This window comes from Kitasatospora sp. NPDC002543, from assembly GCF_053594915.1.
The window spans coordinates 1-13369 of record NZ_JBSFWR010000067.1 but is presented as its reverse complement, the minus strand read 5'-3'; the positions used below and the strand labels follow the sequence as shown (position 1 = coordinate 13369).

Here is a 13369-nt window from a genome sequence, read left to right as displayed (position 1 = left end):
CGCACACCCCGCACCCGCACCCCGCCCACCCGGCCCCACGTGCCCGCTCCACCCCTCCCGACACCCCGCGACCGGCGACCCTGGGCGCCTGCACCATATCCGCGCTTGCACTTATCGCGCGTCTGCAACTATTGTTTGAGCACGCAAGGCGCTAGCTCAAGCAATCACAGAAGGGTTCGGGCCCATGCCTCTCGCTCTCATCGCCCTGGCCATCGGCGCATTCGGGATCGGGACCACCGAGTTCGTGATCATGGGACTCCTGCCCCAGATCGCCGGCGACTACGGCGTCTCCATCCCCAACGCGGGCCTGCTGGTCACCGGCTACGCCCTCGGCGTGGTCATCGGCGCCCCGCTGATGACCGTCCTCGGCACCAGGATCAGCCGCAAGACCATGCTCATGCTGCTGATGGGCCTGTTCGTGGCGGGAAACCTGCTCTCCGCGTTCGCCCCGTCCTTCCCCGTGATGCTGGCCGGTCGCATCGTGACCTCGCTCGCCCACGGCGCCTTCTTCGGCATCGGCTCCGTCGTCGCCGCCGACCTCGTCGCCCCGCAGAAGAAGGCCGGCGCCATCGCCACCATGTTCACCGGGCTGACCATCGCCAACATCGTCGGCGTGCCGCTGGGCACCTTCATCGGCCAGGCCGTCGGCTGGCGCGCCACCTTCGCCGGCGTCGCCGCGCTCGGCGTGATCGGCCTGCTCGGCATCGCCCGGCTCGTCCCCGCCATGCCCCGCCCCGAAGGCGCCCACCTGCGCCGCGAGCTGACCGCCTTCCGCAACCCGCAGGTGCTGCTCGCCATGGCGATGACCGTGCTCGGCTTCGGCGGCGTCTTCGCCGCGATCACCTACATCGCCCCGATGATGACCAACGTCGCCGGCTACGCCGACGGCTCCGTCACCTGGCTGCTGGTGCTGTTCGGCATCGGCATGTTCCTCGGCAACCTGCTGGGCGGCCGCTACGCCGACCGCAAGCTGATGCCGATGCTCTACACCACCCTCGGCGGCCTCGCCGTGGTGCTGGCGCTGTTCACCCTCACCGCCCACAACAAGATCCTCGCCGCCGTCACCATCCTGCTGGTCGGAGCCCTCGGCTTCGCCACCGTCCCCCCGCTGCAGAAGCGGGTCCTGGACCAGGCCCACGGCGCCCCCACCCTGGCCTCCGCCGTCAACATCGGCGCCTTCAACCTCGGCAACGCGCTGGCCGCCTGGCTCGGCGGCATGGTGATCGCCGCCGGCCTCGGCTACACCGCCCCGAACTGGGTCGGCGCCGTCCTCGCCGGAGCGGCCCTGCTGCTGGCCTTCTGGTCCGCCGCCCTGGAGCGCCGCGACACCCGTGCGGCCGCCGCCACGGGCGCGGCTCCCCGCCACGCCGCCCTGCGCCACTGACCATCGAACCGACCTGAACCCACCCCACGGAAGAAGCACCACCATGAGCACCACCCCCGCCGCCGCCCCGCTCACCACCGCCGACGCCGAGCTCCTCGTCGACACGGCCCGCACCGCCGCCGAGGCCGCGGGCGTGACGGTCAGCGTCACCGTCCTGGACGCGGGCGGCCACCTGCTCGCCTTCCGCCGCGACGACCGCGCCGTGCTGATCTCCGGCGAGACCAGCACCCGCAAGGCCTACACCGCCCTCCAGCTGAACGCCCCGACCGCCGACCTGGTCGACCTGGTCAAGCCCGACGGACCGTTCCACACCCTGCCCACCGCCCTGGACCGCCCGCTGCTGTTCATCGCCGGCGGCATCCCGGTCCACCGCGACGGCCGGCTGATCGGCGCCATCGGCGTCGGCGGCGGCGCCCCCGAGCAGGACCACTCCTTCGCCACCGCGGCGCTCGACCGCCTCGGCCGGTGAGCACCGCCACCCGCGGCCCGCGGGAGGTCTTCGCCGACCACGGCGAACGCCTCGGCACCGGCGACCTCGACCTGATCAGCGGCAACTACACCGAGGACGCCGTCGCCATCACCCCCGCCGGGACCTTCCACGGCCGGGCCGGCATCCGCCAGGCCATCGGCCGCCTGCTCGCCGACCTGCCCGACGCCCGCTGGCAGCTCACCCCGAGCTTCGCCGGCGAGGTCCTGCTCCTGCGCTGGAGCGCCCGCACCGCCGACCACGAAGTCGCCGACGGCGTCGACACCTTCGTCTTCCGCGACGGCCTCATCAGCGCCCAGACCGTCCACTACACCCTCACCCACCGCACCGCCTGAAGGAGACAGAACATGACCACCCCCAGCGTCCCCACCGTGAAGCTGAACAACGGCGTCGAGATCCCCCAGCTCGGCTTCGGCGTCTTCCAGGTCCCCGACGACGAGACCACCGCCGCCGTCGCCTCCGCCCTGGAAGCCGGCTACCGCAGCATCGACACCGCCGCCATCTACGGCAACGAGACCGGCGTCGGCCGCGCCCTGGCCGCCTCCGGCGTGGCCCGCCGGGACCTGTTCGTCACCACCAAGCTGTGGAACGCCGACCAGGGCTACGACGCCACCCTGCGCGCCTTCGACGCCAGCCTCGCCAAGCTCGGCCTGGACTACGCCGACCTCTACCTGATCCACTGGCCCACCCCGGCCCGCGACCTCTACCTCGACTCCTGGCGCGCCATCGAGCGCCTCGCCGAGGAGGGCCGCATCCGCGCCGCCGGCGTGTCCAACTTCCAGCCCGCCCACCTCCAGCGCCTGCTGGACAACAGCCCGCTGGTGCCGGCCGTCAACCAGGTCGAGCTGCACCCCGGCCTCCAGCAGGCCGAACTGCGCGCCTTCCACGCCGAGCACGGCATCGCCACCGAGGCCTGGAGCCCGCTCGCCCAGGGCGCCGTCCTGAGCGACCCGGCGATCACCGCGATCGCCGAGCGCACCGGCAAGTCCCCCGCCCAGGTCGTCCTGCGCTGGCACCTTCAGCTCGGCAACATCGTCATCCCCAAGTCGGTCACCCCGGCCCGCATCCGGCAGAACCTCGACGTCTTCGACTTCGAGCTGACCGAGCAGGACATGGCCGCGATCGCCGCCGGCGACCGCGACCTGCGCACCGGCCCGCACCCGGACCAGTTCAACGCGAGCTGACCCGCCCCACCCTCCGTCCCGGGCGGCCGCACCGCCGCCCGGGACGGGTGTTTTTTCGAAGGACCCGCCATGGCACCGCTCCACCCCGCACTCGCCCGACTGGCCCCCGCCGACGGCCGGCTGACCATCGGCCTCGAACTGCCCCTGGACAACGACTGGGGCCAGGACCGCGGCCGGGCCGACCGCGAGGCCGGCCGCCCCTTCGGCGTCCCCGACCTCGCCGAGCACGCCCGCCTCGCCGCCCTCGCCGACCGCCTCGGCTTCGCCGCCCTGTGGGTGCGCGACGTCCCCCTCTACGACCCCGTACGGTTCGGCGACGCCGGCAGCGTCTTCGAGACCTTCACCCACCTCGGCCACCTCGCCGCCCTCACCGAGGACGCCGTCCTCGCCACCGGCGCGATCGTCCTGCCGCTGCGCGAACCGCTGCTCGTCGCCAAGGCCGCCGCCACCGTCGACGCGCTCTCCGGCGGCCGCCTGCTGCTCGGCCTCGCCAGCGGCGACCGCCCCGTGGAGTACCCGCTGTTCGACCGCGACTTCCACGGCCGCGGCGCCGCCTTCCGCACCGGCGTCGAGACCCTGCGCGCCGCCTGGCGCCCCGGCCCGCTGGAACTGCCCGCCCTCGGCCTCGGCGCCGAACAGCAGCTGGAGGTCCTGCCCAAGCCCGTCCACCCCACGGGCATACCGATCGCCGTCGCCGGCGGCGCCCAGCAGAAGCCCGAGTGGATCGCCGAGCACGCCGACGCCTCCCTCAACTACCCGCGCGACCCGAACGCGCTGCGCCTGCGGATGCGCCAGTGGCGCGACCTCGCCGGCGACAAGCCCTACCTGACCCCGATGGTCCTCACCCTCGCCGAGGACCCGGCCACCGCGCCGCGCCCCATCCGGCTCGGCCTCGCCACCGGGCGCACCGCCCTGATCGAGCACCTGGAGCTGATGTCCGAACTCGGCGTCGCCCACGTCTCCTTCAACCTGCGCCCCAACGACCGCCCGGTCGACGAACTGCTCCAGGAGCTCGCCGAGGAGGTCCTGCCCCGCTTCGCCGCCCCCGCCCGCCACGGCTGAGCTCCGCACCACCGCCCGCGTCCCGCCCTCCGGGACGCGGGCGGACGCGCACGCGGCGGCACACCGCGAACGACACACCGCCGCACGACAGTTCGGACCGCCGGCCGGGCACGGGCGCACGTCGGCGCCGGGGCCGGACGGCACGCCAGGGGCACCAGGGCCACGGCGAACCGTCAGCCCTCGCCCGCGTCCCGCCCCCGGGACGCGGGCGGCCAGGCAGGCCCTGCGCAGTGGCCTCCGCCGGCCCGCGGGGTGTGATGCCCCGCCCTCGTCCCCCTGGGGGTCAGGGGGTCGGGTGGCGCAGGGCGACGGCGGTGCGGACGGTGGTGGCCTGGTGGGCGGCCTGGTGGGCGACGGGGAGCCAGACGGGGTCGAAGCGCTGCTGGTACTGGGCGCACCAGTCGCGCAGGAAGTGGTCGAGGCGGGCGGCCTCGCGGGCGGCCGGGGCGCCGGCGACGCGGACGGCGCGGCGCAGCAGGGCGGCGGCGCGGACCGGGACGCGGTGGGCCCACAGGTCGATGCCGGTGAGGCGGGCGCGGGTGATCGGGGTGCGCAGGAGGTCCGCTCCGCGCAGTTCCGGGTCCCATTCGTCGGCGAGTTGGTGCAGGGCGGCGAGCGGGGTGCGGGCGGCACGCAGCAGGGGGGTGTCGGGGTTGCGCACGTGGGGCAGGGCGCCGTCGAGGAGTGCGGTGAGGAGGGTGGCGCGGTGGCGCAGGCGGGCGGCGCAGGTGCTCAGGTACCGGCGGACGTCGGCGGCGGGGCGGGTGTCGCCGAGGTGGGCGCTGGTGAAGGCGGGAACTTCGACCAGGACGGTCTCGCCGCCGTGGCGTTGCGGGGCGAACCAGGTGCCGGTCCGGTGGCCGCCGTCCCGGTCGGGGGTGAGCATGCCGGTGGTGGTCTCCTGGTGGTCGATGTGGTGGGGGGCCATGAGGTAGAGGCCGGGGGCGGATTCGTGCAGGTGGAAGGTGTCGAAGGCGCCGGTTTCGACGGGGATGCCGTGGTGGGCGGCGGAGCGGGCGAAGGGCTGGGCGAGGGCGGTGGGGTCGCTGGTGGCCTGGACGAAGGTGCCGCCGACGTCGGTGCTGTGCAGGGAGAACTGGAGGGTGGGGCGCAGTTCGTCGACGAGGTCGAGGAGGGCGCGGCTCTCGGGGAGGTCGGAGTCGATGGCGGGGGCCCATTCGGGCTGGTCCTCGGCGGCGGGGCGGAAGTAGTGGTCGTAGTAGGCGCGCAGGGTGCGGGCGGTGCGGCTGCCGTCGGCGAGGTGGGCGCCGTCGGGGTCGAGGCAGAGCAGGAAGTGCCAGGTGAGGCCGGGGTGCGGGTGGGTGAGGGCGTGGTGGGCGAGGTGGAGGGTGGTGGCGCGGCCGGCGAACTCGTCGGCGTGGGCGCCGGCGACGACGAGCAGGTCGTGCGGGCCGTGGCCGACGGTGAGCAGGGTCAGGGGCCGGCCGGCGCGGGAGGCGCCGATGGTGCGCACCCGGCACAGGTCTGCTCGCCGGGCGGCCAACTGGTGCGCGGTGGTAGTGAGTTCGTCGAGGCTGGGGTAGTGGTCGTGGAGTCGGGCGGCGTCGGCCGCGGGGGTCGTCGTGTCGGTCACCTTCGGCTTCCTCCCCTGGTGGTCGTGGAGTAGTTAGTTGTACCTGTCTCGGGCAGGCGCGGACCGGGGAGGTGCGGCCCGGGCCCGCCCGGCGCGGGGGCGCGGGCGGGCCCGGTGGGGCGGCGGGGGTCAGCCGGTGACGGGGCGGGTGTCGAGGCGGATGTGGTCGACGGCCCAGTACCAGTTGTTGCCGGCGTCGTACATGCGGAACTCGAGGGTGACGGTGCGGGCTCCGGCGGGGACGGCGAAGCTGCGGGTGATGCCGGTGTTCTGGGCGTCCTTGCCGGCGTTGTCGGTGCCGGTGGCGTCGGGGCCGTAGGTGAGCAGGCGGGTCTCGGTGCCGTTGTCGAAGACGGCGGTGACGGTGGCCTTCTGCGGGGCTTCCTGGCGGTAGTGGGAGTCGAAGGCGAGGTGGAGGGTGTCGGTGCCGGCCGGGACGGTGACGGCGGGTGAGACCAGGGTGGAGTCGAAGACGCCCTTGCGGGAGGGCGAGCCGGTGTCGTCCCAGTCGTCGGGGTCGGCGACGGCGACGACGCCGAGGGCGCGGGTGAAGTTGCCGCGGTCCTGGGCGCCGAGGGCGGCCCATTCGCGCTTGGTGTGGAAGGTCCAGCCCTGGAGGCGGGTGGTGCCCTGGGGCATGGCGGGGGCGTTGACGACCGTCCAGCCCTTGGGGGCCTGGGAGGTCCAGCCGAGCAGGCCGGATTCGGGCTTGAGGGTGTCGGCGAGGGATTCGAAGTCCTCGTCGAGGAGGTGGCCGGTCATCAGCGGGGCGGGGCGGGCGGCGAGTTCGCCGTCGGCGACGGCGTAGCGGCCGTCGGCCTGGGCGCGGGCGGTGACGAGCAGGCGGTGGGTGGCGGTGGCGGGCAGCCGGGCGGGCGGGGTGACCTGCCAGACGGCGGTGGCCCTGGCGCCGGCGGCGAGCTTGTCGGGGGCGGCGGTGACGGCGGTGGCGCTCCAGCCGGGCGGCAGCAGGGGCTGGGCCTCCAGGCGGGTGAGGGCGGTGGTGGCGGTGAGGGTGGCGGTGATCGTGGCGGGGCGGCCGGGCAGCAGGACGGGTTCGTCGATGGTGGTGGAGGCGGCGCCGAGGGCGAGGTCGACGGTGAGCGGGTCGGCCAGGCCGAGGGCGGGGTCGGTGACGGTGCGGTCGTCCCAGGGGAAGCGCCCGGCGATGCGGCGGCGGAAGCCGAGGTCGTCCTGGACGCCGACGGCGACGTCGTACCAGCCTTCGGGGCCGACCTTGAGGTTGACGGTGCGGTCGTCGCCGGCGGCCACCCGGACCTCGCGCAGGCCGTCGCCATAGGCGAGGTCGCCGACCAGGAAGGTCCGGGCGGTGCGGGAGCGGTTGATGACGTCGACCTCCAGCACCTTGCCGCCGCCCTCCTCGGAGAGCGAGATCTCGTACGCGGAGTTCGTGTCGCCGCGCAGGTGCCACAGGGCGCCGTCGGGGCCGTGGACGCGCAGGTCGTAGCCGGCGGGGCCGACCTTCCAGACGTCGGACAGGCGGCTCCTGGCGGCGACGGTGTAGTGCCTGGGGGCCTCGCCGGGGGCGGGGTAGACGGCGAGGACGGCGCCCTGGCGGCCCTGGTTGACGAAGTCGAGGGTGAGTTCGTCGCCCTTGAGGCGGGGCTTGACCAGCAGGTTGTAGGGGGCGGGGCGGGAGGAGCGGGTGCCGCGCTGCTGCTGGGGGAAGGTCTGGGGGCTGGGCACGGTGGGGGCGGGGAGCTTGCCGGTGTCGACGACCTTCTGGCGGTTGCCGCTGGTGTCGGGCAGTTGCGGCCAGGCGGGGTTGCGGCCGGAGAAGTCGAAGACGTTCGTCAGGTCGCCGCAGACGGCGCGCCGCCAGGGGCTGATGTTGGGTTCCCGGACGCCGAAGCGCTGTTCCAGGAAGCGCAGGACGGAGGTGTGGTCGTAGACGGTGGAGTCGACGACGCCGCCGCGGGTCCAGGGCGAGACGACGACCATCGGCACCCGTACGCCCAGGCCCATCGGGTAGGGGCCGGAGACGAGGGTCTCGCCGGCGGGCAGGGTGTCGGACCAGGTGAGGGCGCCGTCGGCGGCCCTGACCCGGTACCTGCCGTCCTGGCCGACCACCCGGTGGTAGGTGGAGGAGCCCTTGGAGACGCGGACGACGACCTCGCCGTCGACGGGGACGTTGGACTTGCCGCGGCCGTCGGCCAGCGGCGGGACGGGCGGCAGGTGGTGGTCGAAGAAGCCGCCGTGCTCGTCGTAGTTGAGGATGAAGACGGTCTTCTGGAAGACCTCGGGCTTGGCGGCGAGCGCGGACAGCAGCCGGGAGGTGAGGTGTTCGCCGTTCGGCGGCGCGTAGTTGGCGTGCTCGGACAGGGCGGCGGGGGCGACGATCCAGGAGACCTGCGGGAGGCGGTCGGCCTGGACGTCGGCGGTGAAGGCCTCGACCAGGGCGTCGCCCATGGCGAAGGGGTCGTTCTTCTTGGCCGGGTCGCCGACGGCGCGCATGCCGCGCTCGTACAGCGGCTCGCCGGGCTTGGCCTTGACGAAGGGGGCGAACCAGGCGAGGGCGTTGTCGTCGAAGTTGTCGACGGCCTGGTAGGTCCTCCAGCTGACGCCGGCCTTCTCCAGGCGCTCGGCGTAGGTGGTCCACTCGTAGCCGCCGGGGATCTCGGTGTTGTCGGTCACCGGGGTGTCCCGCACGGTGCCGCCGCTGGTGCCGGTCATCAGGTGGTCGCGGTTGGTGTTGGTGTTGCACTGCACGGAGGCGTAGTAGGCGTCGCAGACCGTGAACACCGAGGCGAGGGCGTGGTAGAAGGGCATGTCGGCGGACTCGTAGTAGCCCTGGCCGAGCCAGCCGGAGGAGCGGCGGGTGACGGAGCCGTCGGCGCGGCCGTCGTTCCAGGCGTTCATGGAGTCGCCGTAGCCGAAGGACGGCGCGCCCTGCTGGTAGGCGCTGGTGTGGGCGGCGTTCATCGCGAAGGGCAGCAGGTAGCCCTCCTTGCGGCCGGGGTCGGGCTGGTGGAACACCGAGCGGCCGTCGACGCCGCGCACGGCGGTGCGGTCGCCGAAGCCGCGCACGCCCGCCAGGGTGCCGAAGTAGTGGTCGAAGGCGCGGTTCTCCTGCATGAACACCACGACGTGCTGGATGTCCGCCAGCCGTCCGGGCCGGGCCGGTGCGGCGAGCGCCTGCTGGACGCTGATCGGGAGAGCGGACAGCACCGCGGCCGCCGCCGCTCCGCCGAGGACGCTGCGGCGCGACAGTTCGGGCTTGGGACTCATGGGGGTGGGGCTCCTCGCTGACGGACCGCGGGTGTTCGCTACCGGGCTTCGGTACGGGGGCCGGCCGCGCGGTTCGGACCGGACCCGTTATGTGTACGAGACCGAGGTGGACGCGGCCGTCGTGTCCGATGACGGTCCGGTGGCCGACAATTGACTCCGAGCTGTACAGACAACTTGACGCCAGTTGATCAAGCAGTCGACGCGTCGGCAGCGCCGGACCGGCCGTCAGGAACCCCACCCGTCACCCGGATGCCGCGACCGGGGTGTCGCACCCGCGCACCCCGGGCAGACGCGCGGCGTGAATCCCATCGAACGGGGCCTGCGGGCCGTGGACCGCTTCCAGCAGCGCCACCGGGCCCCCGGCCTGGTGATCGGCGTCGTGCGCAAGTACGGGGACGACCGGGGCGGGCTGCTGTCCGCCCTGATCACCTACTACGGCTTCGTCGCCCTGATCCCGCTGCTGCTCCTGCTCAGCACCGCCCTCGGCTTCGTCCTGCACGGCCACCCCGGGGCGCAGCGCGCGGTGCTCGACTCCGCGCTCGCGGACTTCCCGATCATCGGCGACCAGCTGCGCCAGAACGTCCACTCGCTGCGGGGCAGTGGCCTGGCGCTGCTGATCGGCGTGCTCGGGCTGCTGTACGGCGCGCTGGGCATCGCGCAGGTGCTGCAGCACGCCATGGCCGAGGTCTGGAACGTGCCGGGCGTGCAGCGGCCCGGCTACTGGCCGCGGCTGGCGCGCTGCGGGCTGCTGTTCGTGGTGCTGGGCGTCGGGCTGGCGCTGGCCACCGCCGCCGCCTCGCTGGTCGCCGGCGCGCTGGCCGGGCCGGCCGCCCGGGTCGGGGGCCTGGTCGTCTCGGCGCTGGTGAACACGGCCCTGTGCCTGGCGTGCTTCCGGGTGCTCACCCCGCGCGAGGTGCCGCTGCGGCTGCTGTGGCCGGGCTGCGTGCTGGCCGGGCCGCTGTTCACGGCCCTGCAGGCGGGCGGGTCGCTGCTGGTCGCCCACGCGCTGCGGCACGCGAGCCAGGTCTACGGGTTCTTCGCGACGGTGATCGGGCTGCTGTCCTGGCTCTACCTGGCGGCGCAGGTCACCGTGTACGCGGCCGAGACCAACGTGGTGCTGGCCCGGCGGCTGTGGCCGCGCAGCCTGCTGCAGCCGCCGCTGACGGAGGCGGACGTGGCGGTGCTGTCCTCGGTCGCCCGGCAGGAGGAGCGCCGGCCCGAGCAGCGGGTCGACGTCTCCTTCCACGAGGAGCCGTCACCGGCCGGGGAGCCCGGGGAGCACGGGGAGCCGGACGGGCCGAAGGAGGAGGGCGGGAAGGACGGGGGCGGGGAGGGCGGCCGGTGACGGCCCCCGGTCACCTGCCCGGCGCGCGTGGCTCGGGCGGCGCGGGCGGCTGGTCGGTGACGGCCCCGGTGTCCGGGAACGCCCCGGTGTCCGGGTGCGAGCCGGGGGCCGGGGCCACGGGCAGCCGGGGCAGGGCGTACGGGTGGTGGTCGCGCAGGTAGCCGATGAGGTGCTCGCGCAGCTGGCAGCGGAGCTCGAAGGCGTCGGCGCCGTCCGCCGCCGTGGCCAGCACCCGGACCACGATGGTGGTGGGGGTGGTGTCGACCACCTGGAGGGCGCTGCCCTCGCCGTCCCACAGCCGGTTCCCGGCGAGGAAGGCGTCGAACTCCTTGCGCAGCTCGGCGACCGGGGCGTGGTGGTCGAGGTGGAGCAGCGCGGTGCCGGTGATCCGGCTGGAGCGGCGGGACCAGTTCTCGAACGGGCGGCCGACGAAGTACGACATGGGCATCACCAGGCGCCGCTGGTCCCAGGTCGCGATCACCACGGCGGTCAGGGTGATCTCCTCGACGGTGCCCCACTCGCCGCCGACCACGACCACGTCCCCGATCCGGGCGAGGTCGCCGAAGGCCATCTGGACGCCGGCGAAGACGTTGGCCAGGGTGCTCTGGGCCGCCACGCCCGCCACCACGCCGACCAGCCCGGCGGAGGCGAGCAGGCTGGTGCCGACGCCGCGCACGGCCGGGAAGGTCATCAGGACCGCGCCCAGCGTCACCACGGCGACGACCGCCTGGACGATCCGGCCGAGCAGGTCGGCCTGGGTGCGGGCGCGCCCGGCCCAGGCCGGGTCGCGTCGGTGCACGGCGAGCCGCAGGGTGCTGTCGACGACCAGCGCCACCACCCGGGCGCACAGCCAGCCGCCGGCGGCGATGGCGAGGATCACCGCCAGGTGGCGCAGCCCGTCGCGGGCGTCCGGCGGCGCGGCGATCCAGGGCAGGGCCGTGAGCAGGAGCAGGCAGGCCGTCAGCGCCAGCAGCGGGAGCCGGCAGCGGCGCACCAGCAGGGGTATGCCGGCGGTGCCCGCGCGGGCGGCCAGGCGCCGTACCGCGAACTGCGCGATCCGGTCCAGGCCGTACGCGAAGAGCACCGCCCCGGCGCTCGCGAGTGCCAGGCGTAGCAGGCTCCACCACATCTGTCGGTCTTCCCTTCTCCCGGGTGCGGCCGGCGGGCGCCCGGGTACGGCGACGCCCGCCGGCAGCTCGTTTTTCCCGGTGGGGCGCGGCCATTCCTGTCGGCGGCGGCCGGACGGCGGCCGGTGCCGGCGGGCTGGTCCGGCGGCCGGGCGGCATGGATGCGGCGGGGCGGGGCAGCCGGTCATCGCGCGTCCGCGCCGGGCCGGCACCTCGCCGGCCCGTACCAGGGAAGGGAGATGCGCATGAGCGGGAACACCGGCATCTGGGAGTTCCGTGACGCCAGCGGCCACCGCGCCGGCACCGACCTCATCGGGTTCCACGTGGAGGCGGAGGACGGCCCCATCGGCAAGGTCGACAAGCTGTCCGAGGAGGTGGGGGCGCAGTACCTGGTCGTCGACACCGGCCCCTGGATCTTCGGGAAGCGGGTGCTGCTGCCGGCCGGCACCGTCTCCCGCGTGGAGATCGCGGAGCGGAAGGTGTACGTGGACCGGAGCAGGGAGGAGATCAAGGCCGGCCCCGACCTCGACCGCGACGTGCTGGAGGTGGAGCCCGGGTTCCAGGACCGGTACGCGCTCTACTACGGCCCGTTCTACAGCGGCCGCATCCTCTGAGCGACCGGCCGCCGGCCGCCGTCCCGCCCGGGGCGGCGGCCGGCCGGCGTGTGGGGCCGGCGTGTGGGGCCGGCGCGGGCCCCGGGACGGCCGCCGGTCAGCCGCGGGACAGCCGGTGGGCGTCGAACTCGGCCCAGATCGTCTTGCCCTGGCCGTGCGGTTCGGCGCCCCAGCGGTCGGCGGTGCGCTGCACGATGAACAGGCCGTGGCCGCCGGGCAGGGTCGGCTCGTGCGGCAGGCGCAGCGCGGGCATCGCCTGGCTGCGGTCGCTGACCTCCACCCGCAGGCGCTGCCCGGTGGCGTCCAGGACGAGTTCCAGCGGTCCGTCGCCGTGCAGCATGGCGTTGGCCACCAGTTCGGCCACCAGCAGCACGACGTCCGCGCCGACGCCCTCGTGGGCGCCGGGCGCCGCGGCGGGCGGGTACCAGTCGCCGACGGCCTCGGTGGTGAAGGCCCGGGCCCGGGCGACCGGCTTGGGGATCCCGGCCAGGGGCAGCCGTCTGCGCTGGCCCCCGGCGGGCAGGGTGGGCCCGGTCGGCTGCGGGTCGCCGTCCAGGGTTCCCCGGCTCATCGTCATGTGAGGGCACCCTTTCGGATCGACGGCGGTTCGCATGGTCGGTTTCCCGGCGCTCCCGGGATTATGCCTTCCCCGGCGCCCGGTGCGCGGCTCGCCCGCGATACGCGCCCGGACACGCGCCCCGGCGCGCACCCGCGGGGCCGCGCCCGCGGGGCGGGGCGGCTCAGGCCGCCAGGGCCTCCTCGGCCGAGGCGTGGATGGAGAACACCGCGTGGGTGCCGGTCAGTTCGAGGACCCGCATCACCGTGGGCGGCACCGCGGCCAGGCGCAGTTCCACGCCCTCCTCCCCCGCCGCGAGGCGGGTCTTGAGCAGGAGGTTCAGCCCGGAGGAGTCGCAGAAGCCCACCCCGGCGAGGTCGATCACCACCGCGCCGGGCCGCTGCGCGACCAGGGCGGTGAGCGTGTCGGCCGCGGGGGCGAGGGTCTCGATGTCGAGGTCGCCCGCCAGGGCGCAGACCACCGCGCCGCGGGCCGCGGGGCGGGTGCGCACCGCCAGCTCCGCTCGGTACGGGGAGGCCGCCGCTACGAGGTCCCGCTGGTCGTTGTCGGATGGCATCATCGTCGTCCCCTCCATGTCCGTGCCCTCCGACCTTACGTAGACACCGTCCCGCGGCCAAGCGGCGGGGTCGCCCCCCGGCCCCTCAGTCCTCCTCCAGGCCCTCGCGCAGGCGCCGCAGGGTGCGGGAGAGCAGGCGGGAGACGTGCATCTGGGACAGCCCCAGGCGGGCGCCGATCTGCGACTGGGT

13 protein-coding genes are annotated in these 13369 nt (G+C 74.7%); 7 read left to right on the top strand and 6 right to left on the bottom strand.

Going from position 1 to position 13369, the window contains the following annotated elements:
* Positions 1 to 184 precede the first annotated feature (184 nt).
* The 5 genes from ACWD4P_RS25200 (at position 185) to ACWD4P_RS25180 (ending at position 4117) form a co-directional block, all read left to right on the top strand.
* Entirely contained in the window at positions 185 to 1384 is a 1200-nt protein-coding gene (locus ACWD4P_RS25200; RefSeq protein WP_359827950.1) for an MFS transporter, read from the top strand.
* A 43-nt stretch (positions 1385 to 1427) separates the two neighbouring features.
* Positions 1428 to 1853: a GlcG/HbpS family heme-binding protein gene (locus ACWD4P_RS25195; RefSeq protein ID WP_449781119.1), complete on the top strand. Its 426-nt coding sequence runs from the start codon at positions 1428 to 1430 to the stop codon at positions 1851 to 1853.
* A complete protein-coding gene (locus ACWD4P_RS25190; protein WP_359827954.1) occupies positions 1850 to 2206 on the top strand; it encodes a nuclear transport factor 2 family protein in 357 nt (118 codons plus the stop codon). The genes ACWD4P_RS25195 and ACWD4P_RS25190 overlap by 4 nt, the downstream gene beginning before the upstream one ends.
* Before the next feature lie 12 nt (positions 2207 to 2218).
* Entirely contained in the window at positions 2219 to 3055 is an 837-nt protein-coding gene (locus ACWD4P_RS25185; RefSeq protein ID WP_449781118.1) for an aldo/keto reductase, read from the top strand.
* Positions 3056 to 3124: 69 nt separating this feature from the next.
* Positions 3125 to 4117, top strand: coding sequence for a TIGR03571 family LLM class oxidoreductase (locus ACWD4P_RS25180; RefSeq protein WP_449781117.1), 993 nt, complete (start codon positions 3125 to 3127; stop codon positions 4115 to 4117).
* A gap of 283 nt (positions 4118 to 4400) precedes the next feature.
* Here the strand turns inward: ACWD4P_RS25180 and ACWD4P_RS25175 are convergent, their stop codons facing one another.
* A complete protein-coding gene (locus ACWD4P_RS25175; protein WP_449781116.1) occupies positions 4401 to 5711 on the bottom strand; it encodes a M14 family zinc carboxypeptidase in 1311 nt (436 codons plus the stop codon).
* A 129-nt stretch (positions 5712 to 5840) separates the two neighbouring features.
* Positions 5841 to 8960 (bottom strand): phosphocholine-specific phospholipase C, encoded by a 3120-nt coding sequence (locus ACWD4P_RS25170; RefSeq protein WP_449781115.1) that lies wholly within the window; start codon positions 8958 to 8960, stop codon positions 5841 to 5843.
* Positions 8961 to 9258: 298 nt separating this feature from the next.
* On the opposite strand from ACWD4P_RS25170, the gene ACWD4P_RS25165 reads away from it, so the two are divergent.
* A complete protein-coding gene (locus ACWD4P_RS25165; RefSeq protein WP_449781114.1) occupies positions 9259 to 10305 on the top strand; it encodes a YihY/virulence factor BrkB family protein in 1047 nt (348 codons plus the stop codon).
* Positions 10306 to 10315: 10 nt separating this feature from the next.
* Here the strand turns inward: ACWD4P_RS25165 and ACWD4P_RS25160 are convergent, their stop codons facing one another.
* On the bottom strand, positions 10316 to 11434 hold the full coding sequence (locus tag ACWD4P_RS25160) for a mechanosensitive ion channel family protein (protein WP_449781113.1): 1119 nt from the start codon (positions 11432 to 11434) through the stop codon (positions 10316 to 10318).
* Between the two features lie 243 nt (positions 11435 to 11677).
* Between ACWD4P_RS25160 and ACWD4P_RS25155 the strand changes: the two genes are divergently transcribed.
* Positions 11678 to 12046, top strand: coding sequence for a PRC-barrel domain-containing protein (locus ACWD4P_RS25155; protein WP_359827970.1), 369 nt, complete (start codon positions 11678 to 11680; stop codon positions 12044 to 12046).
* A gap of 97 nt (positions 12047 to 12143) precedes the next feature.
* Here the strand turns inward: ACWD4P_RS25155 and ACWD4P_RS25150 are convergent, their stop codons facing one another.
* From ACWD4P_RS25150 to ACWD4P_RS25140, 3 genes are all read right to left on the bottom strand, one after another.
* Positions 12144 to 12623 (bottom strand): ATP-binding protein, encoded by a 480-nt coding sequence (locus tag ACWD4P_RS25150; RefSeq protein WP_449781112.1) that lies wholly within the window; start codon positions 12621 to 12623, stop codon positions 12144 to 12146.
* Positions 12624 to 12786: 163 nt separating this feature from the next.
* Positions 12787 to 13182, bottom strand: coding sequence for an STAS domain-containing protein (locus ACWD4P_RS25145; RefSeq protein WP_359827973.1), 396 nt, complete (start codon positions 13180 to 13182; stop codon positions 12787 to 12789).
* An 82-nt stretch (positions 13183 to 13264) separates the two neighbouring features.
* Positions 13265 to 13369, bottom strand: a 105-nt coding sequence (locus ACWD4P_RS25140) for a sigma factor-like helix-turn-helix DNA-binding protein (RefSeq protein ID WP_449781151.1), incomplete at its 5' end; no start/stop codon positions are given.